Raw genomic sequence first — 23,431 nt, forward strand, 5'->3', positions numbered from 1 at the left:
TACGAATAGGTGAGTAACGTAATGAGCAAGTTAAAAGTCATGACTGTGGTTGGCACCCGGCCGGAGATTATTCGCCTCTCCCGTGTAATGTCCAAGCTGGACGAGCACTGTGAGCATATTTTGGTGCACACTGGCCAGAATTACGATTTTGAACTGAATGAAATTTTCTTCCAGGACTTGGGTATCCGCAAGCCGGATCATTTCCTGAATGCCGCTGGAGCCACTGGTGCAGAAACGATAGGCAACGTGATTATTGCGGTTGATAGAGTGCTGGCTGAAGTTCAGCCGGAAGCTCTGCTGATACTGGGCGATACCAACAGTTGTATGGCGGTTATCCCCGCCAAGCGCCGCAAAATTCCGACATTCCATATGGAAGCCGGCAACCGCTGCTTTGATATGCGTGTACCGGAGGAGATCAACCGCCGTATCGTGGACCACACGGCGGATATCAATCTCACTTACAGCACGATCGCCCGGGATTATCTGCTGCGCGAAGGCCTGCCATCAGACCGTGTAATTAAAACCGGGAGCCCGATGTTTGAAGTGTTGAACCACTTTCGCGAGGACATTGATGCTTCCGATGTTGTGGAGCGCCTGGGTCTGAGGGAAGGACATTTCTTTGTGGTTAGTGCTCACAGGGAAGAAAATGTAGATTCTGACAAAAACTTCCAGGCTCTTGTCGATACTCTGAACGCCGTGGCGGCGCAATATGGCTACCCGGTAATTGTTTCCACCCATCCCCGAACCCAGAAGCGTGTGGATGCCATGGGTGTGCAGTTCCATGAGAACGTACGTCTGTTGAAGCCTCTGGGGTTTAAGGATTACAACAAGCTGCAGTTAAGCGCGAAAGCGGTATTGTCGGATAGCGGAACCATTAACGAAGAAGCTTCTATTCTCAACTTCCCTGCACTGAACATTCGTGAAGCACATGAGCGCCCCGAGGGGATGGAAGAAACTGCGGCGATGATGGTAGGCCTAGGTATGGAGCGTGTGCTGCAAGGCCTGGCTATTTTGGAAACTCAGGGACGTGGTGATGAGCGCACCTTGCGGTTAGTGGCTGATTACAGCATGCCTAATGTGGCAGATAAGGTTGTTCGCATTATTCACAGTTATCGAGACTATGTAATGCAAACAGTTTGGAAGTGCTATTAAGGAAGTATCGCCAGCATGGGAAGGAAAAAAACGGATCTTGCTATCGTGAATCGCAGTTTCTGGCCTCACAGCCAGGTTATTGGGGAGGGCCTGCTGCAGTTTGCCGAACTGGCTGCGAAGCAATATTCGGTGTGTGTCATTACTCAACAAGAGGATAATCTAGCGGAGCTTCTGGCTGGCAAGGGCCGAGGGCAGGGAGTGGAGGTTCGAGCCTGCAAAGCCTACACGACATCTGGTAGTGGTTTGGTCAAGCGTATAGCTGAAGCGATATTCTTCATGCTTTGGACCTTCGTCAGCCTTGTAAGGACAAAACCAGCCAATGTGTACGTGTCCACTAACCCTCCTGTTGTTGTGCCTTTCGTCGTAGCTTTGTATTGCCGGTTGTTTCACGCCAATTACGTCTACCACTTGCAGGATATTCACCCAGAGGCGGCCAATGTTGTTGTGCCGTTGAACGGATTGGTATTTCGGTTACTCAAATGTATTGATGACTACACTCTGCGCCATGCCAAAGCCATTATCACCCTCTCCGGCGATATGAGGGAATATGTTCAGCAACGCAGCGGTACCCAAAGCGAGATCTACCTGCTCGATAATCCTTCTTTCGATGTGACTCCGGTACCCATGGCCCATCGCACCAGAGACGTCATATTCTGCGGGAATGCCGGGCGCTTGCAGCGAATTCCGCTATTGATGACGGCAATACGCGAGTACTTGCAGAAGGGCGGCAACCTGCGATTCACCTTTGCCGGTGGCGGCGTGTATACGCCGGATGTGAAGGCGCTGGCTGATGCGTACGAACAAGTAGACTACCTGGGCTTCATCCCCGCAATTGAAGCCGCTGCACTTGTTAATGATCATCGCTGGGCACTGCTGCCGATTGATGATGAGGTAACTAAATATGCCTTTCCCAGTAAAACTTCAGGCTATGCTTTATCTGGTTCGGGAGTGTTGGCCGTGTGCGGAGCTGAAACCAGCGTGGCTCGGTGGGTAGGTGAGCTTAACGTTGGTTTGGTTTGTGCTGCCGATCATGATGCCTTGGTTCAGTGTTTATTTTCTCTTGAAGAAAGAGTCGAAGACAACTTCACGGTTGGCGAGAATGTTAAAAAACGGCTGCAGATTTCTTATTTTGCTGAAAGATTAAGGGATTTCGTATTCACTGAAAGCCCCCCCAAGGACTAGTCTCGTATGTTTAAACGACTATGCGATATCGTGGCCGCCACTTTCGGCCTATTACTCCTTGCACCGGTTATATTGGTCATAGCATGGGAGGTAAAACGTAAACTCGGCTCTCCTGTCTTCTTTCGTCAAACTCGTCCGGGCCTGTATGGCAATTCCTTCGAGATGATTAAGTTCCGCACCATGAAGGATGCGATGGATGCCCAAGGTGACCCATTGCCGGATTCAGAGAGGATGACGCGGTTTGGTCAGTTCTTGCGATCCAGCAGTCTGGATGAGCTGCCAGAACTTTGGAATGTGTTGAAAGGCGAGATGAGCCTGGTGGGCCCCCGCCCGTTGTTGATGGAATACCTGCCGCTGTACTCGGAAGAACAGTTCCGCCGCCATGAAGTTCGCCCCGGTATAACTGGCTGGGCCCAGGTGAACGGGCGAAATGCGATTTCCTGGGAGGATAAGTTTAAGTTGGATGTGTGGTATGTCGAGAATCGTTCACTCTGGCTAGATTTTAAAATCCTGTTTCTAACTGTGAAGAAGGTGTTGGTAAGGGAAGGGATCAGTGGAGAGGGGGAGGCAACTATGTCTCGATTCACTGGAAAAGATCGAAAAGGAGACTAATTAATATGGCCAAAGTTCTTGTCGGTATATACGGCGCAAGTGGCTTCGGGCGAGAAGTTTTACCCTTGGTTCGCGCACAATTGAAGGTGGTCGACGCCGAACTCGTGTTTGTCGATGATGGTGATGTCGGTCCTTCGATGAATGGATACAAGGTTCTTAGCTACGAACAGTTTTTGGCTGACGACGCTCCGGGAAAACAGGTGGTTCTCGCAATTGCTAACAGCGTGGTCAGGGAGGAGCTGGCACAGAAATGTGCGGGCGATAATATTCCGGCGCTTACCGTGGAGGCTGACAACACTGTGGTGCTGGATGAAGTTTCGGTTGGCGAGGGCGCAATTTTTTGCCACTTCACGCAGTTAACCTCCAATATTCGGATTGGTAAGTACTTTCACGCAAACATATACAGTTATGTTGCCCATGATTGTGTGATTGGCGATTATGTAACTCTTGCTCCGGCGGTGCGCTGTAACGGCAACGTTGTTATCGAAGATCATGCCTATATCGGCACTGGCGCGGTTATTAAGCAAGGCTCACCTGATAAACCACTGGTGATTGGCAAGGGTGCGATCGTTGGGATGGGCGCTGTGGTAACCAAGGATGTGCCACCGGGCGTTACTGTCGTCGGTAACCCAGCGAAGATTTTCGAGCCTCGTAAAGCTTGATGCGATCACGTTCAAACCACGACAGTCACTCTACTTTAACTCGAAACCAAACAGAGTATCCATGCTAAACGGACCTTTCTCTCCATGGCCTTCCTTCACCGAAGAAGAAGCCAACGCTGTTTCAAATGTTCTGCTTTCCAATAAGGTCAATTATTGGACCGGAACGGAATGCCGTGAGTTTGAGAAGGAATTTGCTGAGTTTGCAGGTTCTGAATACGCCATTGCTCTGGCTAACGGTACGCTTGCGCTTGATCTGGCTTTGAAAGGACTGGGTATTGGCCCTGGTGATGAGGTGGTGGTCACGCCCCGTACGTTTTTGGCTTCCGTTTCCAGCATTGTAACGGCGGGTGCGGTGCCGGTATTTGCGGAGGTGGATGCGGATTCCCAGAACATTACAGCCGAAACGGTTAGGGCGGTGCTCACTGAACGCACCCGTGCGGTGATTTGTGTGCATCTGGCTGGTTGGCCTTGTGATTTGGATCCGATCATGGAATTAGCTACGGAGCATGATCTGTTCGTAATTGAAGATTGTGCTCAGGCCCACGGTGCCCGCTACAAGGGGCATGCGGTTGGTTCCATCGGTGATGTGGGTTGCTGGTCGTTCTGCCAAGACAAGATTATGACCACTGGAGGCGAGGGTGGTGCTGTTACCTGTAATGATCGTAACTTGTGGTCACGTATGTGGTCATATAAAGATCACGGTAAGAGTTGGAACGCTGTTTATGAACGCCAACATCCGCCTGGGTTCCGATGGTTGCACGAAAGCTTTGGAACCAACTGGCGCATGACGGAAATGCAGGGTGTAATCGGGCGTATTCAGCTTGCCCGTATGCCAGAGTGGCGGGAAGCGAGACAAAGGAATGCCAATGGGATCTGGGAGTGTGCCCGAAACCTACCAGGCTTGCGGGTACCGGAGGTACCTGCGGATATTGAGCACGCTGCCTACAAGTGTTATGTATTTGTTGAGCAGGATAGGCTGGCAGAGGGTTGGAGCCGTGATCGCATTCTGAATTCAATTGCGGAGGCAGGTGTTCCATGCTTCTCGGGCTCCTGCTCAGAGGTGTATCTTGAGAAAGCGTTCGATGGAACAGATTGGCGACCCAAAACGCCGTTGCCTGTTGCTCACGAACTGGGAGAGACCAGTTTAATGTTTTTAGTACACCCAACTTTGACAGACGACGAAATTGCTAAAACTTGTGATGTTTTGACGAGCATTATGAAAAATGCGGTGCCTGCGGATGTTTGAATCGTTTTTAAAGCTATCGCGCTTTCATAAACGTATTGTTTCTGTCGGCGTGGATGCGGTTGCCCTTCTCTTCGCTCTTTGGGCGTCCTTTGCACTGCGATTAGACGAGAGCCTCTGGTTACCCAACAAGGGGCAGCTGCTGGTCTCCGCTCTTACGGTCGTTTTCACTTTAGGCGTTTTTGTCCGTCTCGGTCTTTACCGCGCCGTTGTCCGTTACATGAGCGACCGAGCCTTCCTGACCATCATCATGGGCGTTGGCACTTCCGCCCTGTTATTGATCATTCTCGGCTATAGCCTCCAGGTTCAGATTCCACGCTCCGTTCCGATAATTTATGCAGCACTTGCGTTCATTTTCGTAGGTGGCAGCCGGATGAGTGTGCGCATGCTGGTGCATCACACCTCTAACCGTGGCAAAGAATGGGTAGCCATTGTGGGTGCGGGTGAAACCGGCGCTCAGCTGGCTAAGGCGTTGCAGCAGGGCACGGAATACCATCCCGTGGTGTTCATTGGTTTACTGGACGCCAATCACAAAGCCCTTATTGCTGGTGTGCCAGTGGTTGCTCTGAACGACCTTGAACAGGCCGTTCGCGTTCATGGTGTAAAACGGTTGTTGTTGGCACTGGATGTTGAGAAGCAGATCGATCGCCGACAGCTTCTTAAACGGCTGGAGTCATTGAAACTGCCGGTTCAGACGGTTCCTTCCATGTCTGAGCTGGTTGCAGGGCAAGCCCGCATTAACGATATCCGCGATCTGGAAATCGAAGACCTGTTAGGTCGGGATCCGGTACGGCCGGATAACGCCCAGGTTGCGGCCAGTCTGTATAACAAGGTGGTGATGGTAACGGGCGCCGGTGGCTCTATCGGTTCCGAGCTTTGCCGGCAGATTATCCAGCATCGGCCCCGGGCTCTGGTTCTGTTTGAACAGTCCGAATATTCCCTGTACGCCATTGAGCGGGAGCTACAGGCCATCAACCGGATTGACGGGCTTGATGTGGAGATTCATCCGCTTCTTGGCAGTGTGGTGCATCGTCGCCGGTGTGAGATGGTGATGCGCAGTTTCCGTATTGAAACGGTTTACCATGCCGCAGCTTATAAGCACGTGCCGCTGGTTGAGCACAATGTGATTGAAGGCGTTCAGAACAATGTGTTTGGCACGCTGCATGCGGCTGAGGCAGCTATTTCAGCGGGAGTTGAGCGGTTTGTTCTGATATCGACCGACAAAGCTGTCCGCCCTACCAATGTAATGGGTGCCAGTAAGCGCATGGCGGAGCTGGTGCTGCAGGGTCTTGCGCAGCGGCAGAGCAAAACCATTTTCTCTATGGTTCGTTTTGGCAATGTTCTGGGCTCTTCCGGCTCGGTGGTGCCTTTGTTCCGTGATCAGATTCGCGATGGCGGGCCGATTACCGTTACGCATCAGGATATCATTCGTTACTTCATGACTATTCCTGAAGCCAGCCAGCTGGTTCTGCAGGCTGGCAGCATGGGCCGTGGTGGTGAGGTGTTTGTATTGGATATGGGCGAACCGGTGAAGATTGCCGACCTGGCTCGCAAGATGATTCACCTGATGGGGCTTGTGGAAAAAACACCGGATCGGCCGGAGGGTGACATTGAGGTTGTCTTCACGGGGTTGCGGCCGGGTGAAAAGCTGTTTGAGGAATTGTTGATTGGTGATGATCCTCAGGGCACGTCCCACCCGCGCATCATGATGGCGCGAGAAGTATCCATGGCCTGGGATGAGCTGGAGTTGGTGTTGAGCAAGCTTTCACGCGCCAGCCAGGAGTTCGACTGTCGGGAGATTGTTGAGACTCTGAAAAGTGCACCGACTGGATTTGCGCCGAATGGTAATGTGGCGGATCTTGTTTGGTGTAATGGGGGGCATGAGGTGTCTCTTGCGAAAGAAGGTAAAGGAAAAATACATCGCCTTCCTGTTTGATTGAAGTTTAGAGGTGCTTGCCCTCTTTCCCCCGCCCCTCGGTCTCAAGTGAGCCGTTAGAATACTTCTATCGGCTCAATTTTTGAGTTAATGTGAGCCGATAGATCACTGCGAACGGCTCATTGATGTATACATGGGAATTGGACAATTGGCCTGCTTACGGCTTCGGCGATTCACCCTTATGAAGACGGTAATGGAAGGGTAGGCAGGGCGATTGCGGATGTGGCTGTGTCTCAAATGCTGGGGCAGCCGCTGATGATGAGCTTGGCGACGGTGTTGAGTAAGCATCGCAAAGCCTATTATCGGCAACTTAACAATGCCTCGAAAGACACGCTGAACGTGACGCCTTGGGTCGATTGGTTCGGTGAGCGGATTGTCGAGGCGTTGTCTGGCGCAATTGATGTGATTCAGTACGTGGTGGCAAAAGCCCGCTTCTGGGATGGGCTCGACACCGATGCACTGAACGCCAGGCAGATTAAGCTGATTCGAAGAATGCTCGGCGAGGATGTGCTGAGCTTTGAAAACGGAATCAATGCGGCGAAATACCAGAACTTGACGCGCTGTTCCAAAGCCACCGCTACCCGGGATCTCCAGGATCTGGTTGCGCAGGGTGTTCTGGCGCCGATTCATAGCAAAGGGCGTTATGCTCGGTATAAGTTAGTCACAACATGGATTGTTGATTGTGATAAATATTAGCCATCACGGCGCCACCACCGGCGTCACTGGTTCCTGCCACCAACTTACCCTCCGTTCTGAGCCAAACGCCTTCGGTGGTATCTTGATTGACTGCGGTCTATTTCAGGGTCAGGAGAAGGGCGACGGTGCCAGCGCTTCCAGTCTTTCCGTTGATTTCCCCCTTGAACATATCCGCGCTCTCGTGGTTACCCATGTGCACATTGACCATGTTGGCCGTATTCCCTATCTATTGGCGGCGGGGTTTGACGGGCCAATTATCTGTTCCGAGCCGTCCGCTATTATGTTGCCGGAAATTCTCGAGGATGCCCTGAAGATCGGTTTCACTCGCGACAAGTCGCTGATTGAGCGGGTGCTCGGACTGATCCGTTCCCGCCTTGTGCCTGTGCCTTACGGGCAGTGGCATGAAGTGTTTGCAGAGCAGGGTAGTTCGCTCTCCGTTCGCTTTCAGCGCGCGGGGCATATTCTGGGCTCGGCTTATGTGGAGTGTGATGCGGTTTCCGGAGAGCAGCGCGAACGCATAGTCTTCAGTGGTGATCTTGGCGCGCCCCATGCGCCTTTGTTACAGGAGCCGGCCTCTCCGGAACGGGCGGATCGTCTGGTGATTGAGAGCACTTATGGCGACAAGGATCATGAGAGTCGGGAAACACGTCGCTATCGCTTGAAAGCCATTCTGGAGCGGGCGCTGTCGGATGGTGGCACGGTGTTGATTCCGGCATTCAGCATCGGGCGCACCCAGGAACTGTTGTACGAAATTGAGGGCCTGATACACGAGTTCCGAAACGACCCGGTTGCAGAGAACCTGGTTTGGGATGATCTGGAGATTGTGGTGGATTCACCCCTGGCGGCGGAGTTCACCGGTATTTATCGCAAGCTGAAGCCCTTCTGGAACGCGGAAGCGGCCGATCGGGTTCGGCAGGGCCGGCACCCGCTGTCGTTTGAGCAGTTAACGGTGATTGATTCCCATGCGGATCATCTGAATGCGGTGGAGTATCTGGCCCGTTCTAATCGGCCTTGTGTCGTGCTGGCTGGTTCCGGGATGTGTGCCGGGGGCAGGGTGGTTAATTATCTTAAAGCAATGCTCGGTGAAGCCAGAAACGATGTGTTGTTTGTGGGCTATCAGGCGGCTGGTACTCCGGGGCGGGATATTCTTGCTTACGGACCTCGGGGTGGTTGGGTAGAACTGGATGGAGAGCGCTTTGATATACGGGCGAAGGTACATCAGGTGGGTGGTTATTCTGCTCATGCAGGGCAATCAGATCTGATCCGCTTTATTGAGGGTATTCCCGAAAAGCCGGCTGAGATACGTATTGTGCATGGGGATGAGCCTGCAAAGCTTGCGTTTAAGCAGCGTCTTATTGAGATGAATTATCCGCACGTACTCATACCCGATTAATAAAGTATTTAATAAGCTCTTTGATTTATTAATGTCTGTTAAATGAATAGTCTTTGCCAACTATATCGTGATGACTTATTATTCCTGTGATTTGAAAAAACCCTTGAGCCGTACACTGCGATATTCTAAGGTCGGGTTCAGATTTCAGAACTCAAATTTTAGAGTCCACAGAAAATATAAGGTTTTAATTCGATGGCAAAGATTAACGATTATTACCAGAAGAAGCAGCTTATGGAGAAGCTTGCAGACGAGATTAATCAACTGGAACAGGATCAATCTCTGAAGCGCGAACTGGCGTTTGAGAACAGCATTCGTGAGTTGATGAAGGAATACGACAAGTCTCCGAAGCATGTGCTGCAGATTCTGGCCGCTATTGATCCGTCCATTGCTGGCGCCAAAGCAGAAAGCACCACCGGCGGCACCCGTGCCAAGCGCCCGATGAAGACCTACAAGAACCCGCATACCGGCGAAGTGGTTAAAACCCGCGGCGGTAACCATAAGGTTCTGAACGAGTGGCGTGAAAAGCACGGTAAAGAAGCTGTACAAAGCTGGCAGCAAGATTGATCAGCTGAGTATTAAAAAAAGAGGCCAGATGAGTATGTCATCTGGCCTCTTTTTTTGTCTCAACCAAAGCTAATCAAAAACAATGACGCGATTTCTTCCACCTTTCTTTGCGGCATATAAAGCTTCGTCTGCCTGTTGCATCCATTCCATATAGCTTTTGGCAGTGTCACTTAATTGTGAAATACCGACACTCACCGTATAGCGGATAGGTGCCATGCTGGTCTGAACCACACTGTGCTCTATGCTCTCCCTTATACGCTCACATATTATGCGAGCCCCTTCGGCATCGGTTTCCGGTAATATGATTCCGAACTCTTCGCCACCATAACGGCCGATGCTGTCGGATTGGCGCAGGTTACTTTTTGCAGTGCTGGCGGTATGTTTGATTACCTCATCGCCAGCCAGATGGCCGTAGCTATCATTCACTTTTTTGAAGAAGTCGATATCGAACATTACAAGGCTGGTTGCCTGGTTATAGCGGCGATACCGTTCAAACTCCGCATCCACGAGGTTCTCCCAGGTACCTCTGTTCAGCAGGCTGGTTAACCGGTCGGTCATACTGAGTTTGGCGAGTTGCTCGTTTGCACGCTCCAGTGCGCGTTTGCCGGTGGCGATATCGGTTACGTCGTACACCATAAGGCATATCTTCTCCACCTGACCGGTACTGCCTGAAAGCGGGCTGATGGTTAGGTTCTGGAACATATAGTCTTCTGTTCCGGTAATGGGGCGTGTATTACGAAACCGGAACAGGTATGGCCGTTGCTCCCAGGAGGTGAAGGCGCGGGTGTTCAGCAGCGCGACTGCATCCACTTTGCGGGTAAGCCAGGCTTCCGGGATATCGGGAAACAGCTCAAACAATACTCGATTGCGGATTTTGCTGGCAGTAATGCCGCTGTGGTTCTCCATAAACCCGTTCCATGCCTGCACCCGGAATTCCAGATCCAGCACCACCAGGCCAACCTCAACGGATTCCAGCATGTCCACCAGCCAGTGGAAGGATTGAGCTTCAAGTTCGTCTATGGCCATGGTTCAGTCCGTCAAGTATTGAAGGCGTTGTTCAAGGAAGGGCACCGAATCTTCCGTGAGCAGCACCAGCATGTCGCACTGTATATCTCGATCTTCCAGCGTGTAGCTGATTTCAATGCACAGGAGTTGTTCTTCCCGGGAGTTCTGATGCTCGAGCAGGTCTGCGATCTGCCGGTGCTGGCCCAGTACGCTGGGGTGGCCAAGTCCGAGCTTGAGATCCAGTTGGTCGCCGATACCTTTGAGAAAAGCGCCGAACAGTATGCTGGACATATCCATCAGTACCTCCACGTTTACGGACTCACCCTCGAGTGTTTCGTAGTGGAGGAGTTTGGCCATTTCCATGAAGCTGGCGTCTGCAAACAACAGCAGGGCTTCGCCCGCAATACCGGCACCGGTGAAGCCCTGACACACCGCAGAGTAGGTATCGCTGTAGTGGGCGGCCGAGATGGCCATGTGGAGTTCAGAATTGGCAATAAAAGCGACTTTCGGGATGGGCTGCTTCACGAATACCCGTAGAAGCCTGGCAAGCAGGTCTGATGAGCGCCCCATCGCGACGTTGGAAATTTCCTGCAGGTAATCGTTCAGTGAAACCGAGATTTCCTGGGCTGGGGATTCTTCGCCGGGATTGAGTTCACCATCGCTCAGCGCGGCACTTTCAAGATCGCCCGGTCTGTAAAAACCGTAGTCGGCCAGCAGGCTGAGCACAACGGCCAGGTCTGTGGGCTTTTTTATAAAATCAATGGCGCCGAGTTTGCGCACTCGCTCCCGGGCTTCTGGTTGTATGTCGCCGGAGACCACGATGGTCATGATGGGCAGATCTTCAGCGAGAACATGCTCCAGCACCTCGTAGCCGTCCATCTCGGGCATGTTGAGATCCAGAAACATCAGGTCTGCTTCGTGCGCGCGAAGCTTTTCAAGAGCTTCCAGGCCGTTATTCGCAAAAAGAATGGTGTCTGCAAGGCCCACGGGTAGGGCTCTGGCCATCTGTTTTCTGGCAAGCGCGGAATCATCGCAAATAAGTATGCGGGTGGTCATGACTGGGGCCGGGAAAGATTGAACAACGTTTCATCAATTTTAACAGCACGAAGTATAACAGCACGCTCAAATATGTACACGTAAACGACACCTTATTGAGTTGCTTGAATTCTGATGGATTGTAACCGTTTGTTATCCGCGTTTGTGACTGAGCTCACTCTCTGGCCCGTATGGTCTCCGCTATAGTGATTGCGCGGTAACAGGAAGATGTTAAATGCAAGTATAGGTTGCCTGAGTGCACCGGTAAAATAAAAACTGACCGTGGCAACCCTTTAATCAGAGACACTGCTATGCGACACCACGCGTATGGATACGCTGCCTTCATCACTTTTTGCCTGGGCATCGCGCCTGTTGCCCAGGCTGAACTGGAGCCGATTTCCGAATCTGCGATGAGTGATGTGACGGGGCAGGCCTTTATGAAGGTAGAAAATGTTTCTGGCACAACTCACGAATTCACTCGCATGACTCTGGGCATGGATGTGGAAACGCGAGTCAATATTGATGGTGCAAGAATCGGTGAGATCAATGGCGGTTCAGATTTCGCAGCGTCTCATATTGCGCTTGGCCATATCTCTCGTGACGCTTCTGCAGTTCAATACGATGGCAACACCTACGCCGTGGGAGAGGTTGTGCCTTTCGAGGCTGTTCAGCCCTATATCGAGCTGGCGGAAACCCTCGATAAAACCCAGTTATCCGGGTTTCGCATGGGGTTTCGGCAGGCGCGTGGATCGGTTTCCTCTCTTACCAGCAGTTTCAGCGGTAACATCGGCCTGAAACTGACAGACACCGCCGGCACTGAACACGACGCCACGCTTTTAAACGCCGCCAGCGGCGCGACGGATTACCGGGCAACGCATATCGGAATCAATGATGGCACAGCGGACTGCTCTGCCAGCGTAAATTGCGCGCCTCTGAGTCATTTACAGTCGGTTATTGTGGGTACGGACAACGGCGATACGACCACCGGCTTTACGGATGACTTCTTTATCGGCTTTCAGCGTGAAGGCGTTGAATGGAACAGCCCGGATGGCGCTAACGTGATTAATGCCGGTAAGGGGGTATTCATTAATCTGCCCACTAATATGAAGGTCGATATGAGCACGCTGATCAACCAGGGGGTATCTCGCCTTCAGACTCACCGAACGGATATGGGTACCAAGCTGTTTTGATTTTGTTAGACTCCTGAGTTCAATGATTCACAAGGCAGGAGTCTTCCCTTGATCCGCTCGTTTTACTGGCACGATTACGAAACCTTTGGCGTAGACCCTGTTCACGACCGGCCCTCTCAGTTTGCCGGCGTGCGAACCGATGCGGACTTGAACATTATTGAAGAACCACTGGTTATCTACTGCAAACCGACTGATGACTACCTGCCATCGCCGGAAGCCTGCCTGATTACTGGCATTACGCCCCAGAAAGCCATGGAAGAGGGCTATCCGGAAACGGAATTCATCGCTCAGATAAACGAAGCGTTCAGCCAGCCGGGCACTTGCGTAGTGGGCTACAACAGCCTGCGTTTTGATGATGAAGTAACCCGCCACACCTTGTACCGTAACTTGCGTGATCCCTATGCCCGTGAATGGCAGAACGGCAATTCCCGCTGGGATATTATTGATATGGTGCGGCTGACTTACGCACTTCGGCCCGAGGGTATCAACTGGCCGCGTAAGGAAGACGGCAGCCCCAGCTTCAAACTGGAAGCGCTGACCACCGCCAATGGCATTGCCCACGAAGCCGCCCACGATGCCATGTCGGATGTGGAAGCGACTCTTGCGGTTGCGAAGCTGATTAAGGAAAAACAGCCTAAACTTTTTGAATTTGTTCTGAACAATAAAGACAAGCATTCCGCCCGTGCCATGCTGGATACGGCGGCTATGAAGCCGGTATTTCACATCTCAGCCAAGTACCCGGCCACGCGCGGCTGCTGCGCCATGGTCGCGCCGCTCGCCGACCACCCCACGAATAAAAACCTGGTGGTTGTTTATGATCTCCGGGAAGACCCCACGGAGCTGATTAGCGCCACCCCTGAGCAGATTCGTGAGCGTGTATTTACTTCTCAGGCGCAGTTGGGTGACACGAAGCGATTCCCGCTCAAAAGTGTGCAGCTGAATAAATGCCCCGTGCTGGCACCTGCAAATATGCTGACCACGCTCTCGGCTGAGCGACTCGCAGAGCTGGAACTGAACGGCGAAACGCTTCGCGCCAACTTGGCGCTGCTGAGAAAAGCTCCGGGTTTGGCGGCGAGAATCGCCGAAGCGTTCGACCAGCCCCACGAAGGCGACCTGACGGATCCGGACGAGCAACTTTACGCTGGAGGCTTTATTTCGTCTGAAGATCGCAGCGAACTGAACCGGGTACTTAAAACGCCGCCGGAAGCCCTGGTGGAAGAGACCTTTAATTTCAAAGATGAACGATTGCAGGAACTGCTGTTCCGGTATCGCGCTCGCAATTACCCGGATTCACTGACTAGTGAGGAAGCGGAGCGTTGGGAAGAGTTTCGTAGTCAGCGCCTGATGGCACCCAAGAAAGGCTGGCTTTCGCTTGAGGCATTTGGACTTGAGTTGCAGAGGCTTGCGGGTGATCCGGAATTGACGCCGCAGAAGCAGCAGATTCTGGAGGATTTGCATTTGTATGGGGAATCTTTGATTCCTTATATGTGATGAGGATGTTGGCCCTTTGGGCCGCTGCTTCATTACCCCCTCTCCCCAACCCCTCTCCCGCGAGGGGCGAGGGGCTAAAACAACCCTCGGGCTCTGGGCGGTGTAGCTCCCCTCTCCCTTCACGGGAGAGGGGGTTCCGTATAGGCACCAAGCCTAAACCAAGCCAAGGATGGCAAAATGAACCAAACCCAGTTCGCAAAATACCTCCGCCAAAATATGACCGATGCGGAAAAGCTCCTCTGGTTCCACCTCCGAGCCTATCGCCTGAATGGCAAGCGCTTCCGGCGCCAGCAACCGCTGGGGCCTTACATCGTCGATTTCGTGCATTTTGGCTCAAGGATGATCGTTGAAGCCGACGGTGGTCAGCATAATGATTCATTGAGTGACAAGGAACGAGATGCCTGGCTCAGATCGCAGGGCTTTCGGGTGCTGAGGTTTTGGAATCATGAGATTTTGCGGCAGACGGATATTGTGCTTTCGGTGATTTATGAAGCTTTGGAGGTGCCGGGTGATATTGCGAAGAAGGGTGTGGGGCGGGTTGCCGGGAGTTGATTGGCCCCCTCTCCCCCGGCCCCTCTCCCGCAAGGGGCGAGGGGAGCTACACAGTGGCGGTCTGAGGTAGTGCAGTAAAAGCCCCTCGCCCCTTGTGGGAGAGGGGTTGGGGAGAGGGGGAGGGTCACAGCAGCACTGCAGTCACAGTCACCGCCGCCGCTGAAAATAAACACTCAAATTCTGCCCCATCAAGCTCTGCACTTCACTCCCCAGTGCCTCCGCCTGAATCTGTGTTTGCACTGGCCGGGTGGCCAGGCTGTGGCCATCCGCATCCCGGGCCTTTACTAGCTTCCATTCCACTTCATTGCTCACCATTGCCATCAGATCTTTCAACTGCACCTCATCCTGCGGCCGAAACCAGCGATCGCGACAGCCGCCGAGGCTGTAGAAGTCATCCTCATTGGCAAGCTCTTTCCAGGTGTCGTCCTGTCGGTTGGTGAGTACCATCCGGCGAAGCTGACGCAAGGAAGAGCGGTTTGGTTGCAGGCCATGTTCTGCAATCAGCTTGCGCATTTGCCGGTCGCCGGGTGTGCGTTCGGCTACAGAGGTATGCAGGTGCACAATGGCGCCGGATCCCGCAGCGTTGTTTACCAAATCGGCCAGGGAGAGTTCGGTCATTGCCGGGGACGGCAGGCGGCCGACTTCGACCCAGTGCACCTTGTGACCATCCGCTACAAACTGTTGGGCGATGGACCAGGGCCAGAATACGATGTTGGTTATCTCGGATTCGGCAGCCATGCGGGTGGCCTTGGCAATGTTGGCCAGGGACTCATCCACAGCGATGACTTCCACATCCGCCAGGTAGCGGGCAAGTTCCATAGCGCGCTGACCGGACTGGGCACCGCACACCATGATGCGCAAGGTATCTGGCAGATTGTTAGTGGCCAATCCCAGCTCTGTTGCCATCAGCGACTTCAGGCTGCTTTCAGCGCGGTAAGCCAGTTTCGACCAGGCAGGCCATGCTTGTGGCACGTCGGTTTTGTCCAGGCACAGTTCTTCGGCTTTCTCATCAAAGCACTGTTTGATGCCTTCTTCTTCGGCGCGGTGGTAGTAGCTGGCGGCCAGAACCGGCTGAAGTGCCAGGGGCCAGTCCACCAGATTCCATTGCCCGAGTTGTACCGCGAAATCCTGATGAAACAGGGCGCCGTACATGGCGCTGATCATCAGAGAACCGATCAAGGCTTCCTGGGGCTCACCCATTACAATTTGTGCTTTTAGGCTGTCGTTCACCGCTGCTACGAGCCGCTCCTCATAATCCTCAGCCGCCAGCGCATAGCCGGTGCGGTCAGCGTATTGGGCTATGGCAAGTACAAGCTGCTGAAGCTCGTCGCGCAGACCAACGGTTTGAGCGACTTCCGCCAGAATGGCGCGGCGCAGCATCACAACGAGCTCTTCCACGGCAGGGTCTGGCATCAGTGTTTTTTGCAGTGCCAGAATCAGCAGTTCATCTGCACTGGCGGCATCCAACAGAATCTCCGCTTCCGGATTATCCAGATCGTATTGCTGGCGGATGATAGAGCCCACAAAACGACCGATTTCCTGGTGCGGCAAGCCGTCATGCTTTAATAGTGCAATGGCATCTAACGCAAGATCGCTATCCGCTTTGTTAACCGCCAGATGCTGAGCGCAGGCGAGCATGCCACTGTAGACAGAATCCCACTCAGCGCCCGCCTCCAGCAGCTTGCGATAATGCAGATAGGCCACATCAAACTGACCCTGCAATCTCTTGGCATGGGCCACCCCGCAAAAAGCGGCGGCCGATTGCCGGTCGCAGTCCAAAGCCTGCAGGAAGTGCTGTTCTGCGAGGGCTGGCCGCTCGGTCTTTAGTGCCCAGTAACCCAGGTTAGCGTATTGCTGTGCCTGGCCGGGTTGGGCTTCCCGGCTGGCATTAAAGAGATCGCGGGCCTTTTCAAGCTGCCCGTCGTCCATTTCGACACGTCCCAATAATCCCATAGCAATGGCGCTGTTTGGCTCCAGTTCAAGCACTTGTTCCAGATACACACGGCATTCCTGCCTGGCTTGCAGGCGCTGAATATGGCTAAGCCCGTTGCTGTTGGATTCGCCATAGGCAAGATTGGCCTGCAGAAGCAGACGGGCAGCCTCAGCCTGTTGGGTGCGGGATTCCTGGATGTGATGTTTGGCTTGCATGGGATACCTCGTTTACCTGCCGCTCATATAGCGAGTTGCGGCAAAGGCCTGCAGTTTTTTTGGTGTTTGCGGTGTTTAAGAGAGGTATTGCGAAAGATGTGCCAGCTTTGATGTTAACTTACTTGCTTTTGGCAGTGCGGATTATTTCTGCTCGAAAAGCGACCAGGCGAGAGGTGAAGTTATATGAACAAAACATCTAAAACAGACTGGAAGCGGTTAGCTGAAATGGAAGATAAGGCGATCGACACCAGTGATATTACAGAACTGGATGACGATTTCTTTGAGAAGGCCGAGCTCCGTGTGCCGGCAAAGCAGCCGGTTACTTTGCGCATTGATGAAGATGTGTTGGTTTGGTTTAAAGCGCAGGGGAAGGGGTATCAGACCAGAATCAATAAGCTGCTAAGGCAGTATATGGAGAGTCAGGACGCCAGGCGCTGACATAATGTGTAACGAGCTCGACTCAATACAAAATGGCCGGGCTGTTAGCCCGGCCATTTTGTATTTTGTGCGGGAGGTTAACCCTGCAGCAACTGCAGCACCTGCTGCGGCCGCGCATTGGCCTGGGCCAGTACCGAGAGGCCAGCCTGTTGGAGCACCTGGGTGCGAGCCAGTTCGGCGGATTCTGCGGCGAAGTCGGCGTCGCGGATACGGCTGTTTGAGGCCGAGAGGTTTTCGGAGGTTGTGGCCAGGTTCGCTATAGTGGACTCGAAACGGTTTTGGACGGCACCGAGCTCGGCGCGGAAGCCGTTGATGGTGTCGATGGCGTAGTCGACAGCAATCATCGCTAAATCCGCCCCTTCCCGGGTGGATATGTCGATATTATTCATTGAGGTGGTGTCGCTTTCTACGGAAGCGTCGACAGTAAAGTCAATATTATTTGTGCCGTTGCCAGTCGTGTCTGCGGTGATTTCAATAGTGAAGGCTTCGCCGAACTGTGATGAGAACATTATGTTGGTGTTCGTAGCATCAAGGTTGGCGCTTATGCCTGTTTCATTGGTGCGAGCGTTCACCTTTGCAACGATATCGTTTAGCGATGTCGCTCCTTCTACAGGGACCTGAGTTCCATTAACGTCGACAGCGAAGTCAATGGTGCTTCCATCCTTGAAAAATTCTTGAATAGTTTTTGTGTCTGAGGCGGCAAATGCACTTGCAGTGTTCGCGCCAGCGTTACCCGTGCCATCTGTAAGGCTCCCGGCTACACTTAAACCCGTTGAGGTATTGTTGACGAATCTGAAGCCTGTGCCCTCTTGCTCAACGGACAGGCCCTCGAGTTCTTGGTTTTGACTAATCTGGGTTTGAAGTTGATTGATTGCTTCGTCTACCGTTTTTGCGCCATCAATAACGAGGGTTGCGAGGCTCGGATTGCCGGCGCTCGAAATCGTTAGACCAGGACTATTAGTAGACACGCCTGTGCTTGAGTCGAAATCGAGGGCCGCTGTATCGACAAAATGGAGGCCTGGCTCAAGCGCTCGATTTCCAAAAATAGATGTCTGATCAATGATCGCGCCGATTTGGCTGCCACGAGAATCCAAACCGCTAACAGAAATAGTCTCGCCAGTGTTTGCACCTACCTGAAATGTCTGGGTATCAAATGTGCCATCCAATACCTTCAGGCCGTTAAAAGAAGTCTGGCTGGCAATCCGGTTGATCTCCTCGATCCGCTGCTGCACTTCCTGATTCAGTGCTTGACGGTCAGAAATACTGTTGGTGGCGTTAGCCGACTGAACCGCCAGTTCACGAATGCGCTGCAGGTTGTTGGTGATCTCATCCATCGCTCCTTCAGCTGTCTGCGCCAAAGAAATACCGTCGTTGGCATTTCGCTGCGCCTGATTAAGACCGGAGATCTGGGACTGGAATCGCTCAGAAATCGCGAGGCCGGCGGCATCGTCTTTGGCCGAATTAATGCGCAGGCCCGATGAAAGCCGCTCCAAAGCTACGTTGGCAGCGCCTTGAGATGCGTTTAGGTTACGCTGGGCGTTCAGTGAGGCAATGTTGGTATTAATGACCTGAGGCATATCTAATCTCCCTGCTCAGAGGTGCCGGGTCAGGCTGCTTTATAGTGGTTGGGGCAGCATACCGGCAAACAATTCGTTTGATGGCCGTTTGCGGAAAGACTAAGCGAAGGGTGTGCCAATTTTTTAAAGTGAGACCTAACTATCTAATAAATATAGCGTTGTCTTCTTTTTTTTGATGAGGTTTAGTGGGCTCTGTCATATTTCCGGCGGAGTGTGCAGGAAGCAAATTGCCGCTTTTTTGAGGCAAGTAGCAGGTTAAAAGTATGAGTTTTATGAAATGTGTTAAATAAAAAAATGTATTAAAAACAACGGTATATATTTTTATTCTGGAGCTTTTACATTCCTTTACAAAATCCCGGCAGTTTTTTCTAAAGGAAGAACAGTGAGCGCCGTTAAGTAAATCAACAGGGCGGCGCTCCAAACCAAAAAGAGAACGCCAGACCTTATCCATGAAAAAACGACTTAAGTCGAAGGGGAAGCATAATGGCTCTCGGAATTAACACTAACGTCGCTTCATTGAATGCTCAGAACCAGTTGGGCAAGTCTCAGAGCATGAACGATCAGGCGCTTCAGCGTTTGTCTTCTGGTCTGCGCATTAACTCGGCTAAAGACGATGCCGCGGGGATGGCGATTTCTACTCGCTTTCAGTCTCAGATTTCGGGCCTGAACGTAGCTACCCGTAACGCCAACGATGGTATTTCTTTGGCACAAACTGCCGAAGGCGCGCTGGATGAAATTACTAACAACCTGCAGCGTATTCGCGAGCTGTCAGTTCAGGCCGCGAACGCCACCAATAGCGGTTCCGATCGTCAAGCTTTGAATGATGAAGTGCAGCAGCGCATCGCAGAGATTGATCGAATTTCAACTCAAACATCTTTTAACGGTTTGAAGGTTTTGGACGGTTCGTTTGGGGAACAAGCCTTCCAGGTTGGCGCGAACGCTGGTGAGACAATTGGAATTAACTTGAGTCAAGGAACTAGAGCGACTCAAATCGGTGCGATCGCAAAAAGTGGCGAGCTGGACGTTGGCGATACTAGCAGTGGTGGGTTGGGCGCCGGTAGTTTTTCAATCGCCGTAGGTGATGGTGATTTCTCTGAAATCACCGTTGCTGAGGATGCAGATGCAAGCGATATTGCCAAGTCGATTCAAGCTGCGAACGTTGCCGATTTAACTTCTGTAGAAGCTAAGAACAAGGAAGAAATTTCCTTTGCTACAGTGACTGGGGCTGCAGCTAATAACGTATTTGCTCTCGAAGTTAAGGTCGGTGATACAACTGAAAATATATCGAAGACGCTAGCGGCTGGCGAAACACTTACTGCAGGTGATATTGCGAACGAGATTAAGGCTTTAGGGATTGAGGGTCTTTCTGTTACAGAGGATGCAGGCACAATCACTTTTGAAACATCTAATGGGCAGGCATTTGCCATTGACCAAACTATAGGTGCTGACCTAAGTGGTGCGGCGTTTGCGGCTGAAGGTACGTACCGAGGAACTGTTTCTGTTCAGGGGCTAGAAGATATTGAGTTAGTGGATAGCACTAGCTACCTTGAGGGAACGGAGACTTTTGCAGCTAAGGGGAACATTGAAGGTATTGATATCTCAGATGTTCCTGGTGCAAACGATGCTATTGAACGCATTGACTCTGCATTAACAGCGGTTAATGGTCTTCGCGGCGAGCTCGGTGCCATCCAAAACCGCTTCGAATCTACAATCGCAAACTTGGGCACCTCTGTAGAGAACCTCAGCGCCTCCAACAGCCGTATCCTGGACGCTGACTTCGCAGCAGAAACTGCCAACCTGGCTAAATCCCAGGTGCTGCAGCAGGCCGGTATCTCTGTTCTGGCACAGGCCAATGCCCGTCCACAGCAGGTTCTGTCCCTCCTGCAGTAAGGGATTAGCGGTAGCAGCCGGAACCTTCGGGTTCCGGTTTTACGCCGTTTGAGTGTAGCGAGGTAAAGCTATGAATGACGTTAACCTGAACAGTCCGGACCTGAAACTGGTGCGTTCTGGCGCCCAGGCTCCGGTCAAGGCAATGTCGTCATCTCAGGCCGAGGGTCGAAACGCCCCTGACCTTGTTGCTTCATCTACGGGTACTCGCCAGGTTCAGAGCGCTCAAGTTGCGAATGAAGCCTCCAAAGCTGAAAAGCTTCAGGAGCGCAGCGAAGCGCAGCGGGAGGAGCTGAGTCAGGCAGTTAGTCAGCTGAACGATTTCGTTCAGAATGTGCAGCGTGATCTTCAATTTGAGGTGGATAACGAATCGGGTCAGACCATTGTGAAGGTGGTTGACCAGTCTACCCAGGAAGTGATTCGCCAGATGCCGGATGAAGTAGCTTTGAGGTTGGCAGAAAAATTGCAGCAGGATGAGCCGCTGACGTTGTTCAACATTAAAGTGTAAAGGCTTGCCGCTTTTGCGCGATTGAGAATAACGGTATTTCAGCACCGCCACTCCGAAAGGGGCTGGCGGTGTTCTGGTTTATGGGTATTTGAATTTGGCGGTAAAGTTTTGCCGTTCGTTGCCGATAAACTATACAGTATAGAAATTCGCTCCCATGAGGATGCAGGATTATGGCAGGTATATCATCGTTAGGCGTTGGATCCGGGGTTCTAACTTCCGATCTGGTTGATCAGTTGGTGGCGGCAGAGCGCAGGCCCACTGAGGTTCGACTGGATCAGAAAACAGAGCGCACCGAGGCACTGATTTCTGCCTATGGCCTGCTGCGTAGTGCGGTTACGGAACTGCGGTTGCCAATGCGGCAATTGGGCTCAGCCGACGCGATGAAGTCTTTCTCAGCTACATCTTCCGGCAGCAATGTAGATGTATCAGTAGACGCCAGTAAGGCGGCTCGTGGTTCCTATAGCATTGACGTAGTCGGCCTTGCTGAGTCCCAGGCACTGGCGAGTACTAATAGCTTTGCGGACCGCGACTCCACGAGCGTTGGCCGGGGCACTATTACTCTTCAGGTGGGCGATAAGACCACCGAGATTACCATTGATTCCAGTAATGACACGCTTCAGGGTTTGGCGAACGCTATCAATGACGCCAATGGGGGTGTGTCTGCCGGTGTTATTGATACCGGAAGCGGGTTCCGGCTTACGCTCTCCGCCGATGAAACCGGTACTGCCAACGCCGTGAAAATTACCGCCTCAGAAGATGCGGGCGCTGAGGGGTTGGCTCGTTTCGCTTTTGACCCTGCAGACCCTCTGGCCAATCCGGCCATGGAGCAAACCATTGTCGCTGCTGACGCGCAGATGAAGATCAATGGTGTGCTGGTTACTCGCGCCACCAATGCCATTGAAAATGTGGTAGACGGGCTGACCTTCAACCTCACAGAAGTCGGAAAATCAACGGTTAAGGTTGAGCAGGATACCGCAGCGGTAGCCGAGCGGGTTCAGGCGTTCGTAGACAAGTTCAACGAACTCCAGAGTACCATTCGAGATCTGTCGACGTTCAATAGCGACACCGGGCAGGGCAGCATTCTGACTGGTGACTCAACTGTTCGCAATATTCAGAACGAGCTGAAAAGCGTGCTGACGAATATCATTCCCGGACTGGAAAATGCCAGTGTACGCAGCCTTGCTGATGTAGGCATTGGGACTGATTTCCGCACGGGTGAGCTCCAGTTCGACAGCCAGAAGTTTCAACAGCAGCTGCGTGATAATCCCGATGATGTGACCGCGCTGTTCGCAGAGCAGGGCAGAACAACAGATTCTCAGGTGGAATTTGTTCGCAGTGGCTCCAATACGGTGCCGGGTGGCTATGATATCAACGTTACTCAGATGGCGACTCGGGGTAGTCTGAATTTTGCCATTCCAGACACGGTTGACGCCATTAACGTTCAGGCTGATAACACCTTTACATTCCAGGTGGATGGCGAAACCAGTGCGACGGTTTCCATTGCTGCAGGGGACTATTCCGGTGCTGATTTTGCTGCAGCCATTCAGTCGGCGCTGGCTGATAATCAGGCGCTTAACGCTGCGGATCGGTCGGTTCAGGTAGCATATGATGCTGTGGAAGGGCTTACCTTCGCGTCTAACCGGTTTGGCGGTGATTCCAACGTAAACCTGACAGGCCTTGCCAATGTGACCGGTCTCAATACTGGCACAGGCACTGCTGGTCTGGATGTGCAGGGCACGATCAACGGCCTGGCAGCGCAGGGCGATGGCCAGGTGCTCTTCCTGGCAAATGATGCGGGCAACAGTGCTGCCGGATTGCAGGTGCGCATTACAGGCGGTGAAGTTGGTAGCCGAGGAGAAGTTAACTTCATTGAAGGCGTCAGTGAACGTGCGGTTGATGCCATTACCAATATTCTTGGTGCCGAAGGTGCGCTTAGTTCCCGTACTGAAGCATTGAACCGGGATCTGGAGCGTATCCAGGATGATCGCGTCAAACTGGATTTACGGATTGAGAGCTATCAGGCAAGGCTTGTGGCTCAGTTTAGTTCTGCCGATTCTCTTATTTCCCAGCTTAATAACACCCGGGACTATGTAACCCAGCAGCTAGATGCGCTGGCACCACAGAACTTCAACCAGAAGTGATTCCGGCTAACGCTTTGAC

General features: G+C 52.5%; 20 protein-coding genes. 16 read left to right on the plus strand and 4 right to left on the minus strand.

Features of this window, described 5'->3' with window-relative positions:
* Positions 1-21: 21 nt before the first annotated feature.
* The 9 genes from wecB to ACN0RL_RS03370 all read left to right on the plus strand — a co-directional run bounded on the left by wecB (position 22) and on the right by ACN0RL_RS03370 (position 9,440).
* Positions 22-1,152, plus strand: coding sequence for a non-hydrolyzing UDP-N-acetylglucosamine 2-epimerase (gene wecB, locus ACN0RL_RS03330; protein ID WP_417513680.1), 1,131 nt, complete (start codon positions 22-24; stop codon positions 1,150-1,152).
* Positions 1,153-1,167: 15 nt separating this feature from the next.
* On the plus strand, positions 1,168-2,334 hold the full coding sequence (locus tag ACN0RL_RS03335) for a glycosyltransferase (RefSeq protein ID WP_417513682.1): 1,167 nt from the start codon (positions 1,168-1,170) through the stop codon (positions 2,332-2,334).
* A 6-nt stretch (positions 2,335-2,340) separates the two neighbouring features.
* Positions 2,341-2,946, plus strand: a complete 606-nt coding sequence (locus ACN0RL_RS03340) for a sugar transferase (RefSeq protein WP_417513684.1) — start codon at positions 2,341-2,343, stop codon at positions 2,944-2,946.
* Between the two features lie 5 nt (positions 2,947-2,951).
* On the plus strand, positions 2,952-3,608 hold the full coding sequence (locus tag ACN0RL_RS03345; RefSeq protein WP_417513686.1) for an acetyltransferase: 657 nt from the start codon (positions 2,952-2,954) through the stop codon (positions 3,606-3,608).
* Positions 3,609-3,669: 61 nt separating this feature from the next.
* Positions 3,670-4,854, plus strand: a complete 1,185-nt coding sequence (locus ACN0RL_RS03350) for a DegT/DnrJ/EryC1/StrS family aminotransferase (protein WP_417513688.1) — start codon at positions 3,670-3,672, stop codon at positions 4,852-4,854.
* Entirely contained in the window at positions 4,847-6,787 is a 1,941-nt protein-coding gene (locus ACN0RL_RS03355) for a polysaccharide biosynthesis protein (protein ID WP_417513690.1), read from the plus strand. The genes ACN0RL_RS03350 and ACN0RL_RS03355 overlap by 8 nt, the downstream gene beginning before the upstream one ends.
* Before the next feature lie 228 nt (positions 6,788-7,015).
* Positions 7,016-7,483 (plus strand): Fic family protein, encoded by a 468-nt coding sequence (locus tag ACN0RL_RS03360; RefSeq protein WP_417513692.1) that lies wholly within the window; start codon positions 7,016-7,018, stop codon positions 7,481-7,483.
* Complete coding sequence (locus tag ACN0RL_RS03365) at positions 7,470-8,876, plus strand: MBL fold metallo-hydrolase RNA specificity domain-containing protein (RefSeq protein WP_417513694.1); 1,407 nt, start codon at positions 7,470-7,472, stop codon at positions 8,874-8,876. The genes ACN0RL_RS03360 and ACN0RL_RS03365 overlap by 14 nt, the downstream gene beginning before the upstream one ends.
* A gap of 192 nt (positions 8,877-9,068) precedes the next feature.
* Complete coding sequence (locus ACN0RL_RS03370; protein WP_417513696.1) at positions 9,069-9,440, plus strand: histone-like nucleoid-structuring protein, MvaT/MvaU family; 372 nt, start codon at positions 9,069-9,071, stop codon at positions 9,438-9,440.
* A gap of 69 nt (positions 9,441-9,509) precedes the next feature.
* On the opposite strand, the gene ACN0RL_RS03375 is transcribed toward ACN0RL_RS03370, so the two are convergent.
* Both ACN0RL_RS03375 and ACN0RL_RS03380 read right to left on the minus strand, forming a co-directional pair.
* Positions 9,510-10,466 (minus strand): diguanylate cyclase, encoded by a 957-nt coding sequence (locus tag ACN0RL_RS03375; protein WP_417513698.1) that lies wholly within the window; start codon positions 10,464-10,466, stop codon positions 9,510-9,512.
* Positions 10,467-10,469: 3 nt separating this feature from the next.
* The gene (locus tag ACN0RL_RS03380) at positions 10,470-11,501 is read right to left on the minus strand and encodes a response regulator (RefSeq protein ID WP_417513700.1); all 1,032 of its coding nucleotides are present in this window, start codon (positions 11,499-11,501) and stop codon (positions 10,470-10,472) included.
* A gap of 290 nt (positions 11,502-11,791) precedes the next feature.
* On the opposite strand from ACN0RL_RS03380, the gene ACN0RL_RS03385 reads away from it, so the two are divergent.
* From ACN0RL_RS03385 to ACN0RL_RS03395, 3 genes are all read left to right on the plus strand, one after another.
* Positions 11,792-12,670, plus strand: a complete 879-nt coding sequence (locus tag ACN0RL_RS03385) for a hypothetical protein (protein ID WP_417513702.1) — start codon at positions 11,792-11,794, stop codon at positions 12,668-12,670.
* Positions 12,671-12,718: 48 nt separating this feature from the next.
* Positions 12,719-14,161 carry an exodeoxyribonuclease I gene (gene sbcB / locus ACN0RL_RS03390; RefSeq protein WP_417513704.1) on the plus strand — a complete coding sequence of 481 codons (1,443 nt, stop codon included), beginning with the start codon at positions 12,719-12,721 and terminating at the stop codon, positions 14,159-14,161.
* A 177-nt stretch (positions 14,162-14,338) separates the two neighbouring features.
* The gene (locus ACN0RL_RS03395; RefSeq protein WP_417513706.1) at positions 14,339-14,713 is read left to right on the plus strand and encodes an endonuclease domain-containing protein; all 375 of its coding nucleotides are present in this window, start codon (positions 14,339-14,341) and stop codon (positions 14,711-14,713) included.
* 147 nt (positions 14,714-14,860) lie between these two features.
* Here the strand turns inward: ACN0RL_RS03395 and ACN0RL_RS03400 are convergent, their stop codons facing one another.
* Positions 14,861-16,861: a tetratricopeptide repeat protein gene (locus ACN0RL_RS03400; RefSeq protein ID WP_417513708.1), complete on the minus strand. Its 2,001-nt coding sequence runs from the start codon at positions 16,859-16,861 to the stop codon at positions 14,861-14,863.
* Positions 16,862-17,044: 183 nt separating this feature from the next.
* On the opposite strand from ACN0RL_RS03400, the gene ACN0RL_RS03405 reads away from it, so the two are divergent.
* The gene (locus ACN0RL_RS03405) at positions 17,045-17,299 is read left to right on the plus strand and encodes a BrnA antitoxin family protein (protein ID WP_417513710.1); all 255 of its coding nucleotides are present in this window, start codon (positions 17,045-17,047) and stop codon (positions 17,297-17,299) included.
* Between the two features lie 77 nt (positions 17,300-17,376).
* Here the strand turns inward: ACN0RL_RS03405 and ACN0RL_RS03410 are convergent, their stop codons facing one another.
* Positions 17,377-18,876, minus strand: coding sequence for a flagellin (locus ACN0RL_RS03410; RefSeq protein ID WP_417513712.1), 1,500 nt, complete (start codon positions 18,874-18,876; stop codon positions 17,377-17,379).
* A 483-nt stretch (positions 18,877-19,359) separates the two neighbouring features.
* On the opposite strand from ACN0RL_RS03410, the gene ACN0RL_RS03415 reads away from it, so the two are divergent.
* From ACN0RL_RS03415 to fliD, 3 genes are all read left to right on the plus strand, one after another.
* Complete coding sequence (locus ACN0RL_RS03415) at positions 19,360-20,766, plus strand: flagellin (RefSeq protein ID WP_417513714.1); 1,407 nt, start codon at positions 19,360-19,362, stop codon at positions 20,764-20,766.
* 70 nt (positions 20,767-20,836) lie between these two features.
* The gene (locus tag ACN0RL_RS03420) at positions 20,837-21,271 is read left to right on the plus strand and encodes a flagellar protein FlaG (protein WP_417513716.1); all 435 of its coding nucleotides are present in this window, start codon (positions 20,837-20,839) and stop codon (positions 21,269-21,271) included.
* Between the two features lie 170 nt (positions 21,272-21,441).
* Positions 21,442-23,412, plus strand: a complete 1,971-nt coding sequence (gene fliD / locus ACN0RL_RS03425; RefSeq protein ID WP_417513718.1) for a flagellar filament capping protein FliD — start codon at positions 21,442-21,444, stop codon at positions 23,410-23,412.
* Positions 23,413-23,431 lie beyond the last annotated feature (19 nt).

The sequence above is a fragment of the Marinobacter sp. genome (assembly GCF_048259445.1).
Taxonomy (GTDB): Bacteria; Pseudomonadota; Gammaproteobacteria; order Pseudomonadales; family Oleiphilaceae; genus Marinobacter.

Bases quoted from the DNA above. Each gene is read 5' to 3' on its own strand.
- wecB (WP_417513680.1), top strand. From the start codon at position 22: ATGAGCAAGTTAAAAGTCATGACTGTGGTTGGCACCCGGCCGGAGATT.
- ACN0RL_RS03335 (WP_417513682.1), top strand. From the start codon at position 1,168: ATGGGAAGGAAAAAAACGGATCTTGCTATCGTGAATCGCAGTTTCTGG.
- ACN0RL_RS03340 (WP_417513684.1), top strand. From the start codon at position 2,341: ATGTTTAAACGACTATGCGATATCGTGGCCGCCACTTTCGGCCTATTA.
- ACN0RL_RS03345 (WP_417513686.1), top strand. From the start codon at position 2,952: ATGGCCAAAGTTCTTGTCGGTATATACGGCGCAAGTGGCTTCGGGCGA.
- ACN0RL_RS03350 (WP_417513688.1), top strand. From the start codon at position 3,670: ATGCTAAACGGACCTTTCTCTCCATGGCCTTCCTTCACCGAAGAAGAA.
- ACN0RL_RS03355 (WP_417513690.1), top strand. From the start codon at position 4,847: ATGTTTGAATCGTTTTTAAAGCTATCGCGCTTTCATAAACGTATTGTT.
- ACN0RL_RS03370 (WP_417513696.1), top strand. From the start codon at position 9,069: ATGGCAAAGATTAACGATTATTACCAGAAGAAGCAGCTTATGGAGAAG.
- ACN0RL_RS03375 (WP_417513698.1), bottom strand. From the start codon at position 10,466: ATGGCCATAGACGAACTTGAAGCTCAATCCTTCCACTGGCTGGTGGAC.
- ACN0RL_RS03380 (WP_417513700.1), bottom strand. From the start codon at position 11,501: ATGACCACCCGCATACTTATTTGCGATGATTCCGCGCTTGCCAGAAAA.
- ACN0RL_RS03385 (WP_417513702.1), top strand. From the start codon at position 11,792: ATGCGACACCACGCGTATGGATACGCTGCCTTCATCACTTTTTGCCTG.
- ACN0RL_RS03395 (WP_417513706.1), top strand. From the start codon at position 14,339: ATGAACCAAACCCAGTTCGCAAAATACCTCCGCCAAAATATGACCGAT.
- ACN0RL_RS03400 (WP_417513708.1), bottom strand. From the start codon at position 16,861: ATGCAAGCCAAACATCACATCCAGGAATCCCGCACCCAACAGGCTGAG.
- ACN0RL_RS03405 (WP_417513710.1), top strand. From the start codon at position 17,045: ATGAACAAAACATCTAAAACAGACTGGAAGCGGTTAGCTGAAATGGAA.
- ACN0RL_RS03410 (WP_417513712.1), bottom strand. From the start codon at position 18,876: ATGCCTCAGGTCATTAATACCAACATTGCCTCACTGAACGCCCAGCGT.
- ACN0RL_RS03415 (WP_417513714.1), top strand. From the start codon at position 19,360: ATGGCTCTCGGAATTAACACTAACGTCGCTTCATTGAATGCTCAGAAC.
- ACN0RL_RS03420 (WP_417513716.1), top strand. From the start codon at position 20,837: ATGAATGACGTTAACCTGAACAGTCCGGACCTGAAACTGGTGCGTTCT.
- fliD (WP_417513718.1), top strand. From the start codon at position 21,442: ATGGCAGGTATATCATCGTTAGGCGTTGGATCCGGGGTTCTAACTTCC.